Below are 18,674 nucleotides of genomic sequence, written 5' to 3'. Positions count from 1 at the left end.
CGAGACTTTCTGCCGATACGGCAAATTGTCAGCGTTCACGACTCCTGCCGGAAACCTTCGGGTAACCCCGATATCGCCGGAGATCGGCGCGGCGAGCGGCCGGTGATCAGCGAACGTTGGGCACCTAGCCTGTCAGCCGGGCGTGTTTTGCCGGAATCCGACGCACCGTCGTTGTCAGCCGGGCGTGTTCTGCAGGGAAGCCGCGGCCATCCGGAAGTAGTCGAGTAGGGCCTTGCGGTGTTCGTCGTCCAGGATCGACGGTTCGATCTCACCCACCGCGATCGTCATGCACCGCAACCACGCGTCCCGCTCGAGCGGCCCGATGGCGAACGGGTGGTGCCGCATCCGCAGGCGCGGGTGCCCACGCTCGTCGGAGTAGGTGCGCGGACCACCCCAGTACTGTTCGAGGAACATCCGCATCCGGCGCTCGGCCGGGCCGAGATCCTCCTCCGGATACAGCGGACGCAGGATCTCGTCGGCGGCGACCTCGCGATAGAACACCGAGACGAGGCGACGGAAGGTCTCGGCGCCGCCCACTGCCTCATAGAACGAGGTTGCTGTCTGCTCACCTGAAGTCACAGGCTCCATTGTGCCTCGACCACCGGCCTGGTCGCCCTTCAGCCACAGTTCACCCGATAGTTTGAAAAATAGCCGTGCAATACGGGGCGAACCATGGTCAACTGGGGACGGTATCGGCCCCAGATACCACATGATCCTGCCAATCATGAAATTGAGGTCAAGATGAAGCAGCGACCCGGCGCCCGGTCACACGAGGCGCGCGCGCACCGACAACTCCAGCCCGCCGACGTCCACAATCGTGGGTCGGGGGCCATTCCGCTGCACATCGTGTCCGACCATCAGCCGCATCACCCCGCACCACCGCTGCACCTCGCCGGAGACCGCGACGCCGCCGCTTGGCGCAAACGCCGGGTCCTCCTCCTCAACGCCACCTACGAACCGCTCACCGCGCTGTCCGCGCGCCGCGCCGTCGTCCTGCTGATCTGTGCCAAGGCCGACGCGGTCCACGACAATCCCGAGGCCCCGGTCCTGCATTCGGCGGGAGCCGCCGTGGCCATTCCCTCCGTGATCCGGCTGCGCACCTACGTCCGCGTGCCCTACCGCGCCAGGGTTCCGATGACCCGCGCCGCCCTGATGCACCGAGACCGCTACCGCTGCGGATACTGCGGCGGCAAAGCCGAGACCATCGACCACGTGATCCCGCGCAGTCGTGGCGGCGAGCACTCGTGGGAGAACTGCGTCGCCAGCTGCGCACCGTGCAATCACCGCAAGGCCGACAAGATGCTCACCGAGCTCGGCTGGACCCTGCGCCACCCGCTGGTGTCCCCGAAAGGGCCGCATTGGCGGTTGCTGTCGACCACCGCCGAGCTGGATCCCGTCTGGTTGCAGTATCTGGGCGAGGGAGCCGCCTGAGTCAGGGGCTCTCGATGACCATCGACGCCCAGGTACCCGGTTCGAGCGCCTCGAAGATGTGCGGGAGATCTCCCAGGTAGCGGACGTAGTCACCGGGACCGACCTCGATGGGGTCGTCCGCGGGCCCGACCAGCGCGCGCCCGGCCGACAGCACCACGTGTTCGACCACGCCGACCTGGTGTGGATCGGAGCGCCGGGTGTGGCCGGGCTCGGCGACGACCCGGTAGACGTCGCAGCGGGTGTGTGATTGACCCGCTGCGAGCAACGTCACGCGGTAGGCCGCGTCGGCCGCAGGCACCGGCGCGCCCTCGTCGGCGCGGATCACCTGCACATTGGGCCGCGGTGGATCGAGCAGCCGGGAGAACGGCATCTCCAGCGCGACGCACAGCGCCCACAGGGTCTCCAGGCTGGGATTCCCGGTGCCCGATTCCAGTTGGGACAGTGTCGATTTCGCGATCCCGGCCCGATTCGCGACCTCGGTCAGCGACAAGCCTGCGCGGGCACGCTCGCGCCGTAGCGACGCCGCGATCACCGCTTGGGGTGGTCCGGCGACCGGGTCCTGCCGGTCCATCAACGCCTCCTGGGGAGCTGGCGATTTCGAGTTGACTTTACCCACAGCGGGCGTTCACCATGAAAAACATGCGTTCGATTCAACGAACACTCGATCGCGGCACCCTGGCCGCGGTGGCCGCGGCCTGCTTCGCCGTCGGCCTCTTCGGCGTGTCCTACGGCGCCTCGACGATCGCGGCCGGATTCCCGGCGTGGATGCCGATCGTGATGGCGGTGACCGTGCTCGCCGGCGGCTCGGAACTGCTGTTCTTCGGCATCGTCGCGGCCGGTGGCAGCCCGCTGGCCGCGGTGGTCGCCGGACTGCTGCTCAACGCCAGACACCTGCCCTACGGGTTGTCGGCGCCCGAGGTGTTCGGGCAGGGCTGGCGGCGAATGCTCGGTATCCATGTCCTGAACGACGAATCGGTCGCCTTCGCCACCGCGCCCGGCGACCGGGACCGCAAGCGCGCCGCCTACTGGGCCTGCGGTATCGGCGTTGCCCTGTGCTGGCCGGTCGGCGCCGCGCTCGGCGCCGCCCTGGGATCGCTGGTCCCCGACACCGCGGCCTTCGGCCTGGACGCGGTGTTCCCGGTGATCCTGCTGGCACTGATCCTGCCCGCGCTCCGCGATCGGACCACGCTGCGGGCGGTCCTCGTCGGCGCCGCGCTCGCTGTCGCGGTCGCTCCGTTCGTCCCCGCCGGGCTGCCGGTGCTGATCGCCCTGTTCGGACTGGTGTTCGCGCTCCGCCCGCCGACGAGCACCGCCGAGGTGGCGGCATGCTGAGAATGGCGGCCGACGGCGTGATGGCCCGCGCGGCCCCGTTCGCCTCGACACCGCCGCTGCCTGCACCACCCCCGTCGAGCGATGTCGTGTCTCTCGATCTCGCGTCAGCCACGGGATCGGGACGTGGCACCGCGTCGACCGACCCGCGTGGCTGCCGATCCACGTGGGGCTCTGCCGCCTCGCGCGCGACCCACGCCCAGCTGCCGACCTCGGTGCCTGCGCCGCCGGGGCAGCGACGGCGTGCTCGCGGGCGAGGCGAACGATGGAGTCCGTCGCGGACGTCCTGCGCCGCCCGTTCCGTCGACGACTCCAGCGCGCGGCGGCGGTGCGGGCGATGAACGCGCCGTATCTGCTCCCCGCCATGCTCGCCCTCGCGATCGGCACCTACGCGCTGCGCTGGACCGGCCCCGCGCTGCGGCATCGACTTCGGCTGTCGGCCAGGGCGACTCACCTGCTCGACACCGGAGCCATGATCCTGCTCGCCGCACTCGTCGCGACCGCGACCCTGCCGACCGGTTCGGGCGAGCTCGGCATCGCCCTGCCCGCCGGGGTCGGTGTCGGCGGCGTCCTGGCGTGGCGCCGGGCACCGCTGCTGGTCACCGTGATCGCCGCGGCGGCGACGACGGCCCTGCTCCGGCTGGTCGGCGTGCACTGATTCAGGACCCCGGCCGCGTACCACCGCACGAACCGGTAGCACGCCGATGCTGCCGGCCCGGCACCGATGCCTGCCTCGTTCGCGCTCCCCATCATGGTGCGCGGACAGCGACCGCTGCGGGTGACCGGATACGCCGGTCCAGCCGTGAACCCGCTCGATCAAGCCGGCCGCACGCCACCCGCCGACTCGCGGTCGACCGCGTGCTCCTCGACCGGCATGATCACGAGATCAGCTGGGCGACAGCGGGATTGCGCCCCCTAGACGGCGGGCCACCGATCCGTAGCGCGCGTCGAGGCGCAGCCAGGTGCGAGTGGCGCGAACGCGGACCAGCTCCGCGGGCTGGATGCGGCGCGACTCGGTCTTCTCCCCCGCGTGCGGAATGAAATCCATGGCGGTGAGCGCGAAGACCACGCGCATCGGCACCTCGACCGCACGGTCGTCCGCGCCGGTGACGGTGAGCACCGGCTGATCCAGCAGCGAGGCGGGCGGGCCGTGGGCGCCACCATGCTCGCGGGCCAGATCGGCGCCGCGCTCGGCCAATTCGACCAGGGCGCGGGCCGGGACGTCGTCGAGGTGGGTGAAGCCCTCGGTGGGTGGCAGCGCACCGCGCCAGGCCGAGTCCATGCTGTAACCGAGGTCGACCGGATGCCCGGTACGGATCCCGGCGAGCACGGTGTCGGCGCCGGCGGTCACATCGTCGACGCCGAGTTCGGCGGTCACCGTGCGGACCGCCAGCGTCTCGAAACCTGTTGCGACCCAAGCCGACACCAGACTCGAACCCCGGCGCCGCAGGCGCACGACCGCAGCTGGATCGAGCCGGATGGCCCTGGTCAGGAAGGTGGCCAGGTTTTCGCGTTCGGCAGGGTCGGCGGCGTGCAGCACCCGCTGTTCGGCACTCACCGGCGTCAGGCCCGCCACCGGGCCAGATAGTCGCGTTCGCTGTCGGTGAGCCTGCGCAAGCGCTGGGTGTCGATGTCGAACGCGGCCAGCTGGGTGGTCGCGGTGACCGCGGGCGGCGAATCCGGCGCGGCGCCGCTGGCTCGCACCTCGTAGCCGATGGTGAAGTCCACCGCCCGCAACTGCTTGATCCACATGGCGATATCGAGGGGGGTGTCCTCGTGCCGCAACTGCCCGCGGTACTTCACGTGCAGGTCGACCAGCACGCAGCCCTGCCTGCCCATCGACGCCGTCGGCTTGTCACCGTCGAACAGCCACGGAATTCTGGCCTCTTCCAGCAGAGTCACCATCCGCGCGTGGTTGACGTGTTGATACACGTCCATATCCGACCAGCGGATCTCCACTTTCGCGTGGAAGCGCTGGGGTAGCGCCAAGTCGGCCGCGGGGGCGGCCGTATTGCCGTTCGGCGAACTCGTCACCGGGGTACCTCCGATTGGGCGCCCACCCCGCTCACCATGCTCCGCACCTGTCGCGCGGCGACCGACAGTGTGGCGAGGTCGTGGGTCCCGGACTCGAACAGTTCCGACAGCGCCGCGCGCGCACGGCCGAGCCGGGACTGGTTCTTCGACTCCCAGTATGCAATTTTCTCGTCGGCGGTCTCCTCCGGGTCACCCGCGGACAGCACGTCGAGGGTGAGCGAGCGCAGCGAACCGTACATGTCGTCGCGCAGCGCGAGCCGGGCCAGCGCGTGCCACCGGTCGCCGCGTTCCAGATGGCTGACCGCCTCCAGCAGCCAGTCGATCTTGAGGTGCTCGTTGAGCGCGTAGTACAGCGCGCCCACCTCGGTGCCGTCCCGGTCGGCGATATCGGCGATGTCGACGATGTCGAGCAACGGGTACAGGCTGAGCAGCCCGAACACCTCGGTCGCCAGCTCGGTCGGCGCGCCACGCGCGATCAGTTCGGCCGCGCCCTGGGTGAGCGAGGTGATGTGGTGCCCACGCAGCCAGCCCGGCACCCGCGGCGCCAGCTCCTGCACCCGGCGGTGGTACCGGTTGATCTCGGCGCCGACCGCGATCGGCTGCGGCCGGTTGCTCAGCAGCCAGCGCGAGGCGCGGTCCAGGGTCCGCTTGGATTCCAGTTCCAGCAGGTCACAGACCCCGGCGGGGGCGTCGGCGGTGCGGATGCGCGCCCACACATCGTGCAGCTCGAAGATCTCGGTGGCCGCGGCGAACGCGCGCACGGTGTCGGAGGTGCTCGCGCCCACCTCTTCGTTGAGCCGGTGCGCGTAGGTGATACCGCCGTAGTCGACGACCTCGTTCACCAGCATGGTGGTGACGATCTCGCGGCGCAGCCGGTGCTTCTTGATCTCCGCGCCGAACCGCTCCCGCAGCGGAGTCGGGAAGTACTTCGGCAGTCGGCGGGCGAAGTAGACGCTGTCGGGCAAATCGGTCTCGAGCAGGTCCGCTTTGAGGCCGAGCTTCACATGCGCGAGCAGGTTGGCCAGCTCGGGTGAGGTGAGGCCGCGGCCGTCCTCGGCCCGCCGCTTCAGTTCCGCATCGGTCGGCAGCGCCTCGAGCTCACGATCGAGGCCACGCCGCTGTTCGAGATCGTCGATGACCCTGGCGTGCACACTGGCCATCTGCGGCGCGTCGGTGCGGGCGATGCCGATGAGCACGTTCTGATCGACATTGTCCTGCAACACCATCCGCGCGACCTCGTCGGTCATCGAGGCCAGCAGCGGATTGCGCTCGGCCCGCGCCAGCGCGCCCGCGCTCACCACGCCGTCGAGCAGCACCTTGATATTGACCTCGTGGTCGGAGCAGTCCACGCCCGCCGAGTTGTCCAGCGCGTCGGTGTTCATCTTGCCGCCCACGCGGCAGAACTCGATCCGGCCGAGCGCGGTGGCACCCAGGTTGCCGCCCTCGCCGATCACCGCGACCCGCAGCTGGTTTCCGTCGACACGCACCGCGTCGTTGGACTTGTCGCCCACCTCGGCGTTGGATTCGGTGCTCGCCTTCACGTAGGTACCGATGCCGCCGTTCCACAGCAACTGCACGGGGGCCAGCAGGATCGCGCGCACCAGCTCCGGCGGCGAGAGCGCCTGCACCGAGTCGGGCAGCCCGAGCGCGGCCCTCGCCTGCGCCGAGATCGGTACCGACTTCACGGTCCGTTCGAAGACGCCGCCGCCCGCGCTGATCAGGGTGCGGTCGTAGTCGGCCCAGGAGGAGCGCGGCAGGGCGAACAGCCGGGCACGCTCGGCGTAGGAGGTGGCGGCGTCGGGATTCGGATCGAGGAAGATGTGCCGGTGGTCGAACGCGGCGACCAGCCGGATGTGTTCGGACAGCAGCATGCCGTTGCCGAACACGTCGCCGCTCATGTCGCCGACGCCGACGACGGTGAAGTCCTGGGTCTGGGTGTCGATACCCATCTCCCGGAAGTGCCGTTTGACGGCTTCCCACGCGCCCCTGGCCGTGATGCCCATCGCCTTGTGGTCGTAGCCGGCCGAACCACCGGACGCGAACGCGTCACCGAGCCAGAAGCCGTAGCTGATAGCCACCTCATTGGCGATGTCGGAGAAACTGGCGGTGCCCTTGTCGGCGGCGACCACCAGGTAGGTGTCGTCGCCGTCACGGCGGACCACCCGGTCGGGGGGCAGCACCGCGCCGGTGGCCAGGTCGACGTTGTCGGTGACATCGAGCAGACCGGAGATGAAGGTGCGGTAGCAGGCGATACCCTCGGCGATACTCGCCTGCCGGTCGGCGACCGGATCACCGCTAGCGGCGGGCGGTTGCTTCACCACGAAACCGCCCTTCGCGCCGACCGGAACGATCACCGCGTTCTTCACGGCTTGCGCCTTCACCAGACCGAGGATCTCGGTGCGGAAGTCCTCGAGCCGGTCCGACCAGCGCAGACCGCCGCGCGCCACCGAACCGAACCGCAGGTGCACCCCCTCGACCCGCGGCGAGTACACGAAGATCTCGAATTGCGGTCGCGGCTTCGGCAATTCGGCGATCTCGCGGGGTTCCACCTTGAACGACAGGAAGCCGCGCGAGTTGCCCTCGGCGTCGAGGACGTAGTAGTTGGTGCGCAAGGTCGCCTTGATCAGGCCGAGCATGGCCCGCAGGATGCGGTCGGCGTCCATGCTCACCACGTCGTCGATGCCGGCGCGTGCCGTCGCCTCGATCTCGGCGGCGGCCTCGGCGGACACGGTCGCCGGATCGAAGCGGGCGGCGAACAGGTCGACGAAGCCGCGCGCGACTTCGGGATGGGCGAGCAGGACACGGGCGATATTGGCCTGGCTGTACGGGAAGCCCGCCTGCTGCAGGTATTTCGCGTACGCGCGCAGGATCGACACCGACCGCCACGGCAGCCCGGCGCGCAGCACCAGCTCGTTGAGACCATCGGCCTCGGCCCGGTCGTACCAGACCGCCTCGAACGCGTCGGTGAACCGCGAGTGCAGGGCGTGCTGATGCCCTGGGCGCTCGAGCAGTTCGGCGTCGAGATCACCGCCGAGCGCGTTGCGCAGCAGCTCCGGCCTGGCCTGCAGACCGAAATCGTAGATCCAGCGCTCGGGCCCGCCGTCGAAGTCCAGCTGGTAGGGCCGCTCGTCGACCACCTCGACGCCCAGACTCTGCAGCACCGGCAGCACCTGGCTCAGCGAGACACCGGAGCCGCCGATGTAGAGGCTGAACCGCCACGAACCCGGCGCGGCGTCGGGCCTGCGGTACAGGTGCTGGCCGATACCCCCCTCGGCGAGCCGTTCGAGCCTGCCGATATCGGCCAGCGCGCGGTCGGGGCCGAAGTCCTCCTTGTAGCTTTCCGGGAACGCCTCGGCATACCGCTTCACCATCGCGGGATCGAGCACGGTGGAGGTGGCGACCTGCTCGCCGATCCGGTCGTCCCAGGTGTGGCTGGCCGCGTTCAGCAAGGTCTGCAGCCGCAGCCGGTTCTCCTCGGAGGTGTCGGGCGCCACCGCGCCCTCCCCGGACAGCATCACCGTGAAGTACACACTGGCGAGCTCGCTTTCGCTGACCCGCGCCGAGTAGTCGATGTCGACGCCGCCGAGTTCCTCGACCAGGATCTCCTGCATGTGCAGGCGGACGGCGGTGGTGTAGCGGTCCCGCGGTAGGTACACCATGCACGCGACGAACCGGCCGTAGCCGTCGTTGCGCAGGAACAGCCGCACCTGCCTGCGCAGCCCGACGCCGAGCACGGCGACCGCGGTGCGGCGCATCGTCTCGATATCGGCGGAGAACAGTTCGGTGCGCGGGAACGACTCGATCACCTCGAGCATCGCCTGCCCGGAGAACGAGTCCTTGTCGAAGCCTGCCGCCTCGATCGCGGTCCGCACCCTGGTGTTGATCACCGGGATGTCGAGCACGTTCTCGTGCACGGCGCTGACGGTGAAGATGCCGATGAACAGATGCACCCCGGCGATCACGCCCGCGTCGTCGACATCGGCGACACCGACGAAGTACGGATACACCGAGCGGTGCACGGTCGCGCGGACCAGCCCCTGGGTGAGCATCAGCAGCGGCCGGTCACCGCCGTTGATCGGCACCTGGAAGTCGGTGCCGATATCGGCGCGCAGCACGCCGAGGCTGGAGCCGGACACCGGCGTGGACATCGTGCGGCCGTGGTCGCTCTCGCGCCGGTAGCGGGCGTAGCCGAGCAGCGTGAAGTTGCCGTCGGCGAGCCAGCGCAGCAGCTGGGCGCATTCGGCCAGGTCGATGGCGGGGAACGGGGCGGAGTTACTGCCCGCGGTGCGGTCGAGCTGGTCGGCCAGCGCGCTCTGCACCGCGGCCATCGCCTCGGTGTCGTCGATGACCTGACGGACGTCGGCGATCACCTCGGGCAGGGTGCGCTCGATGTGGTCGAGCTGGGCTCGGCTCGTCGACGGATGCAGCTGCAGGTGCATCCACGACTCCGGCTCGCCGTGGGAGCCGTTGCCGTCGACCTCGTGCGGCGCCGCTCCGGTGAGCACGCCTGCGGCGTCGCGGGTGACCTCGAAGACCGGGTGGATCACCTCGGTGACGCTCATCTGCATCCGGCTCAGCGCCGCGGTGATGGATTCGACGAGCAGCGGCATATCGTCGGTGACCACCTGCACGGCGGCCCCCATCCCCGATCCGTCGTCGGGATGGTAGACCCGCACCAGCGCGGTGCCCGCAGGGCGCTGCGCGGCCAATTCCATATGGCGGCGGAAGATCTGGTTGATGCCGGTGACCGGGAAGTCGGCGTCACCGGCGTCGACGTGTCGGAAATACGCGCCTTCGAGTGTCGCGAGATCACCGCGCAAGCTGTGCGGCATCCCCGCGGCCCACGCCGCGCTCGACATTTCCGACGAGACCGTCATTGTTTCGCCCACTCCCATGGATTCGGTTCGCTTCGATTCCGCAACTCAGGTGACGCATTTTCGAGACTAGCCGGGGGTAGTTGGACACGCGGAGGGATTTTGTCCTTGCCGCGCCGGTAACTTGGCCAACGTTCGGTGAACGATGAGCACGGCCCGGCGGAGCCGATCGTTCACCGATCTTTTCCGCCGGGCCGTGTACTCCTCGCGAGGTCAGTCGCGGGTCAGCTTCCGGTGGGTTACCCGGTGCGGGCGGGCCGCTTCGGCGCCGAGGCGCTCGATCTTGTTCGCCTCGTAGGCCTCGAAGTTGCCCTCGAACCAGAACCACTTGGCCTCGTTGTCGTCGTCACCCTCCCAGGCCAGGATGTGGGTGCAGGTGCGGTCGAGGAACCAGCGGTCATGGGAGATCACGACGGCGCAGCCGGGGAACTGCTCGAGTGCGTTCTCCAGTGAGCTCAGGGTCTCGACGTCGAGGTCGTTGGTCGGCTCGTCGAGCAGGATCAGGTTGCCACCCTGTTTGAGCGTCAGGGCCAGGTTCAGCCGGTTGCGTTCACCACCGGAGAGCACCCCCGCCGGCTTCTGCTGGTCCGGGCCCTTGAACCCGAACGCGCTCACGTAGGCCCGCGACGGCATTTCCTGGTTGCCGACCTCGATGAAGTCGAGCCCATCGGAGACGACCTGCCAGACGTTCTTGTCCGGGTCGATGCCCGCGCGGTTCTGGTCGACATAGCTGAGCTTGACGGTGTCGCCGACCTTCACCTCGCCGCTGTCGGGCTGCTCGAGCCCGACGATGGTCTTGAACAGCGTGGACTTACCCACGCCGTTCGGGCCGATCACGCCGACGATGCCGTTGCGCGGCAACGTGAACGACAGATCCTTGATGAGCTGGCGGTCGCCGAAGCCCTTGTCCAGATGCTCGACCTCGACGACCACGTTGCCGAGGCGCGGACCCGCGGGGATCTGGATCTCCTCGAAGTCCAGCTTGCGGTGCTTCTCGGCCTCCGCGGCCATCTCCTCGTAGCGGCCGAGGCGGGCCTTGTTCTTGGCCTGCCGCGCCTTCGCGCCGGAGCGCACCCAGGCCAGCTCCTCTTTGAGGCGCTTCTGCAGCTTCTGGTCCTTCTTGCCCTGGACCTCGAGCCGCTGGGCCTTCTTCTCCAGGTAGGTGGAGTAGTTGCCCTCGTACGGGTAGGCCCGGCCGCGGTCGAGCTCGAGGATCCACTCGGCGACGTTGTCGAGGAAGTACCGGTCGTGGGTGACGGCGAGCACGGCGCCCGGGTAGGAGGCCAGGTGCTGTTCGAGCCACAGCACGCTCTCGGCGTCGAGGTGGTTGGTCGGCTCGTCGAGCAGCAGCAGGTCGGGCTTGCTCAGCAGCAGCTTGCACAGCGCGACCCGGCGGCGCTCACCACCGGAGAGGTTGGTGACCGGCTCGTCCGGCGGCGGGCAGCGCAGCGCGTCCATGGCCTGCTCGAGCTGGGAGTCGACATCCCACGCGTCGGCGTGGTCGAGGTACTCCTGCAGTTTGCCCATCTCGTCCATGAGCTCGTCGGAGTAGTCGGTGGCCATGAGCTCGGCGATCTCGTTGAAGCGGTCCAGCTTCACCTTGACCTCGCCGAGGCCCTCCTCCACGTTGCCGCGGACGGTCTTCTCCTCGTTCAGCGGCGGCTCCTGTTGCAGGATGCCGACGGTCGCGCCGGGCGCGAGGAACGCCTCACCGTTGTTCGGCCGGTCCAGCCCCGCCATGATCTTCAGCACGCTGGACTTACCGGCGCCGTTGGGGCCGACGACACCGATCTTGGCGCCGGGCAGGAAGTTCAGCGTCACGTCGTCGAGGATGACCTTGTCGCCGTGCGCCTTGCGAACCTTGATCATTTGGTAGATGAACTCAGCCATATACGAAAGCCTATCGGTGCGGGGTAAACGGGTGAGATGCGGAGCGGGCCGGGTGCCGCGGACCGACCCTCAGGCGTCGACCGGCTCGGGCGTGCCCTGGATCGGCACCGCTTCCGGCGATCGCGCCGGGACGGAATCCGCCGCGGTCGTAGAGGCTACGGCAGTGGGTTCGGTCGGCGCATATCCGGCCGCGTCCTCGGCAGCCGGTATTGCAGCGCCACGCCGGTCGGAGATATTCCCGGCCGCGTGCGGCGCCGGGTGAGCGGCGGCGGGGCGCCGGACCACCGATGCCGTACACCGGGCGAGATCAGGTCCCACCGCGACCGCGCGCATCTCCAGATCGCGTCGCTGGGTCCCGTCCTTGCCGCGATACTCGTGCGAGCGCAGCTGCCCGTAGGCGATCACCGGATCGCCTCGGTGCAGCGAGCGGTCGACCCCGCTCACCAGCCTGCGCCAGCACGTCACCGTGAGGTAGAGGGTCCCGTTGTCGACCCATTCCCCCGCGTTCGCGTCGAACCGGCGGGAGTTGCTCGCCATCCGGAAGGTCAGCACCTGCTCGCCGCCGGCGAGCTCCCGCCGCACCGGATGGGTGACCACGGTACCGATCACCGTCGCATTCGCCTCGTACATCGATTCGCCCCCATTCGTCGTTGCCTGTGACCCTTTCGAGCATGGCCCGCCACCGTCGGGCACGGGGTGGCCGAAACCACAATTGGGGACAACTCCGCGGTTGTGGATACCGGCCTGCTCAGACGACGGGGAGTTCGGTGTTCGCGCCGCAGAGCACTACGATCGGCCGCACGCCGGGGTCGGGGCGATACACCCCGCTCTGCACCGCGGCCAGCGCGGCAGCCCCCTCCAGCTCGACGACGACCCGGAATTCGCGCCACAGGTACTCACGTGCCGCGGCGATCGCGTCGTCGGCGACAGTGCGCACCGGCATCCGGTGCCTACGCGCGATCTCGAGCGCGATCTCGCCGATCCCGGTCGCCGCGTTCTCCGAGCGGTGCTCCGCTGTCGGATCGGCGGCGAGCGCGGTGGTCAGCGCTGGCACGTGCTCGGATTCGACACCGATGATCTCCCTGCGCCTGCCGAGCGCCGCACCGAGCCCGGCGATCAGGCCACCGCCGCCGACCGCGGCCAGCACCGGCGGCCTGCCCCGCACCTGTTCTTCCAGTTCGAGACCGATCACGCCGGCACCGGCGACAACAGCGGGCAGGTCGTAGGCAGGCAGGTGGTGTGCCTCGCGTTCGACCGCGAGCGAGACGGCCCTGCGCTGTGCCTCGACGTAGGTGGTCCCGTACCAGAGCACCTCGGCACCGTGCGTCCACATCGCGGCGACCTTGGTGTGCGGCGCCGATTCCGGCACCACCACCGTGCACGCCTTGCCGAGCTCGGCGGCGGCCAGCGCGACCGCGATCCCGGCGTTGCCCGCCGAGGCCACCACCACGTGGTCGACGTCGTCTCCCGCGGTGAGCAGCGCGTTGAACGCGCCGCGTACTTTGAAGGTGCCGCCGTGCTGCAGGAATTCCAGTTTCAGCGAGACCGGCACCGGTCCCTCCGGGCCGTCGACGGTGGTGTGGAACACCGGCGTCTTACGTACCCGGTTTACCAGCCTGCGCCGGGCAGCCCGCACATCGGTCCGCAACACCCGATGTGGTCCGCCGCGTACCGGCACGCCACATCCGGTCACCGGCGAACCTCACCGTCACGCCGCGCCAGTTCGGCGTACATCGCGTTGTAGGCGGACAGTTCGGCATCGTTGTCGCGGTCGGCCGCGCGATCGGTGCGCTTGGCCAGCCGCTGATCGCTGCGCGACCATTGGATCAGCAGGGCCAGCATCACCACCACCAGCGGCACCTCGCCGCTGGCCCAGGCGAAGCTGCCGCCGTTGCGCTGATCGGCGAGCAGGTCGATGCTCCAGCCGAGATCGAGGGTGCGGTAGAACCAGCCGCCGAGCACGGTGTTCATGCTCATCAGCGCGATACCGAAGAACGCGTGGAACGGCAGGGTGCCGAACACCATCGCGAGCTTGGTCAGCGGCGCCACCTCGCGCGGCTTGGGATCGATGCCGATCACCACCCAGTAGAACAGGTAGCCGCTGATCAGGAAGTGCGCGTTCATCATCAGGTGGGCGGCGTGCGAGTCGACCGAGGCGTCGAAGATCCCGCCGAGATACAGCGCGTAGAACCCGGCGACGAAGATCGCCGAGGCCACCACCGGCTGGGTCAGGAACCGGGAGACCGGATTGTGCACCGCGGCCAGGATCCATTCACGCGGGCCCGGCACGCCCGCGCGACCGGCGGGCGGCAGCGCACGCAGCGCGAGCGTCACCGCGCCGCCGAGCGCGAGCAGGATCGGCGCCAGCATCGACATCGCCATGTGCGCGCCCATGTGCACGCTCAACATGGCGGGCGCGTACCGGCCGACACCCGACGATGTCGCGAGCAGCAGAACCAGGCAGCCACTGCACCACGCGATGGTCCGCCCCACCGGCCAGGCATCACCCCGCCTGCGCAGCCGCCGGACCCCCAGCAGATACAGCGCGGCCAGGACCAGCGCGAGAGTGCCGAAGATCAGGTCGAACCGCCAGTCGAACAGCAGCCTGCCCACCGTCGGCGGCCCGGACAGGGTGTAGCCGAGCTCCACTTCGACCGGCGTCGGGATCGAGGTGGGCGGAGGCGGAGGCGTGCGGCCGAGTCCAACGGCGAGACCGACGGTCGCCGCGAAGATCACCATCTCCACCCCGGCGAACCGGATCAGCGCGGAACGATCGCGCGGGTCGGCCGCCAGCGCAGGCAGCGCGGACCTGCGCTGCAGGTACCCGAGCACACCCAGCACCACCAGCGCCGCGACCTTCGCCAGCGCCAGCTTGCCGTAGGTGGTGGTGAACAGGTCCGACGCGGGCACCCGCACCCAGGTGTTGATCACACCGCTGAGCCCGATCACGACGAACGCGATCGTCGCCACCAGCGAGAACCGGCGCGCGGCCACGTCGACGCCGGGCCCGCCGCGCAGCGCGTGGGCGAGTACCGCGATCAGCCCGCCCACCCAGACCGCGGCCGCGACCATGTGCAGGATCAGCGAGTTCGTCGCCACATCGTGGGAACCGCCGGAGGACGAGTGGCCGGTCAGCGCCAGCGGCATCATGGCGATCAGCGAGCCGGTCAGCAGCAGCGGTGTCCAGCTCCAGCGCAGCGCGAGCCTGCACCCGATCACCACGATCAGCGCGAACAATGTCGTCGTCCGCCAAGCGCCCGCCACCTCGACCTGCGCGATGACCGGCCAGAGCACCTCGGGCCGCCAGATGTCGGTCACCGGCTGCCCGGTCGTGTCCGACACCGTCAAGGGCACGAGCAGCGCCGCCGACACCGCCCAGACCAGCGCCGCGTCCCCCGCCCTTCGTACCGCGCGATACCCGCCTACTTCGAGCAGGCCGCTGTCACGCGGTGGCAGCAGGAACGCAGCGAACAACAACGAACCGACGGTCACCGCGGCCGCCAGATCGGCGACCGCACGCAACGCGGGCAAACCGTAGGTGGTGAGCGGTCCGGGATCGGGAATACCGAGCAGACTCAGCGCCTGCGCCGCCGACAGACCGACCACCACCGCCGCGACGAAGGCGGCGATCGCACCCGCGACAACGGTGAGCGCCCCGAAGGACGCGGCGTTTCCTGTCGGCGCGGCCCGACCCGGCTCCACCGGTGGCACGCCGTCCTCGGCGGTTCCAGCGGAGGGGTCTTGCGTCAACGACATGCCAACGAGGGTAGTTCGGCCTGCTCCTCCCCGTCCCGATGGGGCATCGCTCCTGCCCTGACCACGCACTTGGTCACTCGCTATACTTTTCGCGCTGGACACCGGGGCCGAGTTCGGCCAAGGTGGATGCGATTGCCTCCGTAGCTCAGTTGGATAGAGCAAGGGCCTTCTAATCCCTAGGTCGCAGGTTCGATTCCTGCCGGGGGCGCCAACCTGCGCATCATTTGCGCAGGTCAGGGCCATTTTAGTAAGAAGTTAGAACCGGGACGCCCAAGAAACCCCAGGTCACGGGTCGCAGGTTCGCGCCCTGGGGTGCCAGCTCGGAACCGACCGTCCCGCTCGATTGACGCGATCTGCGTGCAACCTCCTCCGAGGTGAGGTTCCCCGCTGCTCCGTGAAATCGGGGAGGACCAACCTCCAGGAAAGCGGGGAACCTCACCTGTTACGTGAAGTGCGTCGCCGACCCAACCGGCACTGCCTTGCGGCGGCATGTTTCACGGGCGGGCGGCAGCACTGGACCGACCAGATTGACGAACAGGCTGGCACGTGGACAGCAAGCGTTCCCATACCACGGTCGTTGCCTCAACTATGTCGCAAGAGCTACCGACGTCGGGTTCCGCCACCAATTGGCGCACCATCGCACGCACAAGAATGGTGAGCCCGAACGCGATCGACTCCGCCTGCGCCGAGACCGCTGTTTGCGACGTCTGCGCCGAACGCAGGTGCTCGGTGAGCATGAGCCGCACGGTGTCACAGGTGCGATGCAGCAGTGCGGAGATCGCGTCGTCGCGGCTGGAGACTTGTATGGCCGCGGCGAAGAGATCGCGGTCACGTTCGACGAGCTCCGCTGTGGCCTCGAGTGCTGTCGACACGGTGAGTTCTCCCGACGTCCAGGTGTCCACCTGCTGCCGCGCGTACAGAGCCAACGGCACCGCGGCCTCGAAGGCGTGGGCCAGCAGCGCCACCTTGTCTTCGAAGTAGTAATAGAACATCGGGCGGGAGATGCCGGCACGACCTGCCAACTGCTCGATGGTGATGTCGGAGAACGGGATTCCGTCGCCGAGCAATTGCGACAGCGCACCGATAAGCGAGCGTTCTACCTGCGGGGCCTTGCCTCGACCCGAGGCACCTCTGGCGATGATGACGGGCACTCCTTCGTGGTGGACTGCGACTGACTGCCGCGCCTCAGTTGTCGAACAGCTTAGAGATCGACATCTTGAACTACAAGCGTTCGACACCGTGTCAGACGCCTGTTAAGTTAATCGGGAACAACAGGATGCCGAGGACGCGCAGGAGAACCTGGCATTCGTAAACCGTTTGGGGAACGGAGATTTCAGAGATGAACCGGACCGTGCTGAGCTCGACGCTCAACACCTCGATCGATCCGCAGTGTGGGGTTTGCTCGGCTCGATTCAGTCAACCGGCCACCGGACGGCCCCAGGTGTATTGCTCGCGCGCGTGCCGCCAAGCCGCCTACCGTGCCCGACAGACCGTCAAACACGCCTTGGCGGAATCGACTCGGCTCCGCGACAGCCTCTACGCCATTCGCCTGGAGTTCGATGCGGCGTCCCGACACCTCGCCGCGACCCTGGCAGTGCGCGATTCCGTCGCGCCGGATGCGCCGAGACAGGACCTCGGCGGCGGCTGGGAGACCGAAGTGGCGATGTCAGCACAGCAACTCCGCCTCCTCGCGGACCGCATCCACGAGACCGTCAATGACCATTCCCAGATCGCCTACCGGTACCGGTCCGCAGGACGCGTCCTGCGGACCGGTACCGAGCTCACTCGATCCTGACACCGGCGCTGATACCCGGCTCCAGCACGGCCAGACCGGCCGCGTCAGCGTCGTCGTACAGTCGCCGCGGCAGTTCTCGATCGCACAGGGCGAGAACGCTGGGGCCGGCACCCGACACCGTCGCCGCGATCCCGCTCGCCCGCAACCTGGCCATCCATGTCGCGGTACGCGGCCAGGCCGGGGCCCGGTAGCCCTGGTGCAGTCGGTCTTCGGTGGCGGGCAGTAGGAGCTCGGGATTCGTCGTCAACGCGGCCAGGGTCAGCGCTGCCCGTCCCGCGGTGAAGGCAGCGTCCCGGTGTGGCACCGACATCGGCAGCAAGCCCCGCGTGTGCTGCGTCGAGGACCGCTCCTTCGGCACGAAGACAAGCGGCCGAAGGCCAGGATGTGGCTCGAACCTGGCCGCCCTGTAGCGCACCGGCGCCCCCGGGCGGGCACACGAGGTATCCGCCCAGGCCGCCACCACGCCGCCGAGTACACACGCCGCCACATTGTCCGGATGGCCCTCGACCTCCGCCGCCAGGTGCAGGAGCCGATCGGCGTCCAACGTCAGCGCACAATCGAACGCGGCGGCAAGCGCGCCGGCGACCGCCGAACCACCGACGATGGCAGCCGCCGACGAGCCGAGACCCCGTGCGTGCGGAATCTTGTTGTGGCAGTGCACATGGAGACCCGGCACCCGAACGCCGACGGTGTCGAACACCCGGCGGATCGAACGGACCACCACATTCCGCTCATCGCGCGGCAGCTCCCTGGCGCCTTCGCCGGTGACCTCGACCTCGAGCCCGGATTCGATGGTGCGCACCCGAATCCGGTCTTCGATCGCCAGCGCCAGCGCCAGCGCATCGAATCCAGGGCCCAGGTTGGCGCTCGACGCGGGAACCCGCACGGTCACTTCGAGGCCGACGGGCAGCGTCCGCACCTGCGGAGACCCGGCGGGCAGGGTCGCTGTCATCAGCCTGCTCTCGCGCGCGCTCAACTCAGGCCAGCTCGAGTTCGTGCGCGACAGCCACCGGGTCGACAGCGATCGGCGTAACCTCGGGCATCCCGGCCAACGCGTTGTCCGGGTCCTTGAGACCGTTACCGGTCACCGTGCACACCACGGTCAGGCCCGAATCCAGCCAACCCTCAGCACGAGCAGCCAGCAGACCGGCCACGCTCGCGGCCGACGCGGGCTCGACGAACACGCCCTCGGTCGCCGCGACCAGCCGGTACGCGGCCAGGATCTCCTCGTCAGTGGCCGCGCGGAACGCGCCACCGGACTGCTCCTTGGCCTCCATCGCCCCGTTCCACGACGCCGGCGCACCGATCCTGATCGCGGTCGCGACAGTCTCCGGGTCCTTCACCGGCGCCCCGCTGACCAGCGGCGCCGCACCAGCGGCCTGCACACCGAGCATCCGCGGCAACACCGAGGTGATGCCATCGGCATGGTATTCGCGGTAACCACGCCAGTAGGCAGTGATGTTGCCCGCATTGCCGACCGGCAGCACATGCACATCCGGCGCCTTGCCCAGCACATCGCAGATCTCGAACGACGCGGTCTTCTGCCCCTCGATACGCGCCGGATT

Annotated in this window: 16 protein-coding genes and 1 tRNA gene; 5 read left to right on the top strand and 12 right to left on the bottom strand. The window is 68.9% G+C overall.

Going from position 1 to position 18,674, the window contains the following annotated elements; all coding sequences use genetic code 11:
• Positions 1-174 precede the first annotated feature (174 nt).
• On the bottom strand, positions 175-588 hold the full coding sequence (locus ACFOW8_RS21305; protein WP_378552878.1) for a globin: 414 nt from the start codon (positions 586-588) through the stop codon (positions 175-177).
• Between the two features lie 153 nt (positions 589-741).
• On the opposite strand from ACFOW8_RS21305, the gene ACFOW8_RS21300 reads away from it, so the two are divergent.
• The gene (locus tag ACFOW8_RS21300) at positions 742-1,431 is read left to right on the top strand and encodes an HNH endonuclease (RefSeq protein ID WP_378552875.1); all 690 of its coding nucleotides are present in this window, start codon (positions 742-744) and stop codon (positions 1,429-1,431) included.
• 1 nt (position 1,432) lies between these two features.
• Here the strand turns inward: ACFOW8_RS21300 and ACFOW8_RS21295 are convergent, their stop codons facing one another.
• Positions 1,433-2,002 (bottom strand): helix-turn-helix domain-containing protein, encoded by a 570-nt coding sequence (locus ACFOW8_RS21295; RefSeq protein ID WP_378552873.1) that lies wholly within the window; start codon positions 2,000-2,002, stop codon positions 1,433-1,435.
• 68 nt (positions 2,003-2,070) lie between these two features.
• Between ACFOW8_RS21295 and ACFOW8_RS21290 the strand changes: the two genes are divergently transcribed.
• Positions 2,071-2,763 carry an AzlC family ABC transporter permease gene (locus tag ACFOW8_RS21290; RefSeq protein ID WP_378552872.1) on the top strand — a complete coding sequence of 231 codons (693 nt, stop codon included), beginning with the start codon at positions 2,071-2,073 and terminating at the stop codon, positions 2,761-2,763.
• A 262-nt stretch (positions 2,764-3,025) separates the two neighbouring features.
• The gene (locus ACFOW8_RS21285; RefSeq protein ID WP_378552870.1) at positions 3,026-3,418 is read left to right on the top strand and encodes an AzlD domain-containing protein; all 393 of its coding nucleotides are present in this window, start codon (positions 3,026-3,028) and stop codon (positions 3,416-3,418) included.
• A 228-nt stretch (positions 3,419-3,646) separates the two neighbouring features.
• Here ACFOW8_RS21285 and ACFOW8_RS21280 read toward each other — a convergent pair whose 3' ends face one another.
• From ACFOW8_RS21280 to ACFOW8_RS21250, 7 genes are all read right to left on the bottom strand, one after another.
• Positions 3,647-4,336 carry a hypothetical protein gene (locus ACFOW8_RS21280; RefSeq protein ID WP_378552869.1) on the bottom strand — a complete coding sequence of 230 codons (690 nt, stop codon included), beginning with the start codon at positions 4,334-4,336 and terminating at the stop codon, positions 3,647-3,649.
• Positions 4,324-4,794, bottom strand: coding sequence for an acyl-CoA thioesterase (locus ACFOW8_RS21275; RefSeq protein ID WP_378552867.1), 471 nt, complete (start codon positions 4,792-4,794; stop codon positions 4,324-4,326). Before ACFOW8_RS21275 ends, ACFOW8_RS21280 begins: the two co-directional genes overlap by 13 nt.
• The gene (locus ACFOW8_RS21270) at positions 4,791-9,671 is read right to left on the bottom strand and encodes an NAD-glutamate dehydrogenase (RefSeq protein WP_378552865.1); all 4,881 of its coding nucleotides are present in this window, start codon (positions 9,669-9,671) and stop codon (positions 4,791-4,793) included. The genes ACFOW8_RS21275 and ACFOW8_RS21270 overlap by 4 nt, the downstream gene beginning before the upstream one ends.
• Before the next feature lie 210 nt (positions 9,672-9,881).
• Complete coding sequence (gene ettA, locus ACFOW8_RS21265) at positions 9,882-11,558, bottom strand: energy-dependent translational throttle protein EttA (protein WP_378552864.1); 1,677 nt, start codon at positions 11,556-11,558, stop codon at positions 9,882-9,884.
• A 69-nt stretch (positions 11,559-11,627) separates the two neighbouring features.
• On the bottom strand, positions 11,628-12,188 hold the full coding sequence (locus ACFOW8_RS21260) for a single-stranded DNA-binding protein (protein WP_378552862.1): 561 nt from the start codon (positions 12,186-12,188) through the stop codon (positions 11,628-11,630).
• A gap of 118 nt (positions 12,189-12,306) precedes the next feature.
• Positions 12,307-13,251, bottom strand: a complete 945-nt coding sequence (locus ACFOW8_RS21255; protein ID WP_378552860.1) for a pyridoxal-phosphate dependent enzyme — start codon at positions 13,249-13,251, stop codon at positions 12,307-12,309.
• Positions 13,248-15,314: a cytochrome c oxidase assembly protein gene (locus ACFOW8_RS21250; protein WP_378552859.1), complete on the bottom strand. Its 2,067-nt coding sequence runs from the start codon at positions 15,312-15,314 to the stop codon at positions 13,248-13,250. The genes ACFOW8_RS21255 and ACFOW8_RS21250 overlap by 4 nt, the downstream gene beginning before the upstream one ends.
• Positions 15,315-15,448: 134 nt before the next feature.
• Between ACFOW8_RS21250 and ACFOW8_RS21245 the strand changes: the two genes are divergently transcribed.
• A tRNA-Arg gene (locus ACFOW8_RS21245) sits at positions 15,449-15,525 on the top strand.
• A 283-nt stretch (positions 15,526-15,808) separates the two neighbouring features.
• Here the strand turns inward: ACFOW8_RS21245 and ACFOW8_RS21240 are convergent.
• Positions 15,809-16,465, bottom strand: coding sequence for a TetR/AcrR family transcriptional regulator (locus tag ACFOW8_RS21240; protein ID WP_378552857.1), 657 nt, complete (start codon positions 16,463-16,465; stop codon positions 15,809-15,811).
• Between the two features lie 188 nt (positions 16,466-16,653).
• Between ACFOW8_RS21240 and ACFOW8_RS21235 the strand changes: the two genes are divergently transcribed.
• A complete protein-coding gene (locus tag ACFOW8_RS21235; protein WP_378552856.1) occupies positions 16,654-17,109 on the top strand; it encodes a hypothetical protein in 456 nt (151 codons plus the stop codon).
• Here the strand turns inward: ACFOW8_RS21235 and thrB are convergent.
• Entirely contained in the window at positions 17,096-18,061 is a 966-nt protein-coding gene (thrB, locus tag ACFOW8_RS21230) for a homoserine kinase (protein ID WP_378552854.1), read from the bottom strand. The genes ACFOW8_RS21235 and thrB overlap by 14 nt on opposite strands.
• A gap of 25 nt (positions 18,062-18,086) precedes the next feature.
• Positions 18,087-18,674 (bottom strand): pyridoxal-phosphate dependent enzyme (locus ACFOW8_RS21225; RefSeq protein ID WP_378552853.1); only part of this gene is annotated, 588 nt, incomplete at its 5' end.

This window comes from Nocardia rhizosphaerae (assembly GCF_042650365.1).
Taxonomy (GTDB): domain Bacteria; phylum Actinomycetota; class Actinomycetes; order Mycobacteriales; family Mycobacteriaceae; genus Nocardia; species Nocardia rhizosphaerae.
Note: the sequence above shows the minus strand (reverse complement) of the source record. Positions and strands in the feature narration are given on the sequence as shown.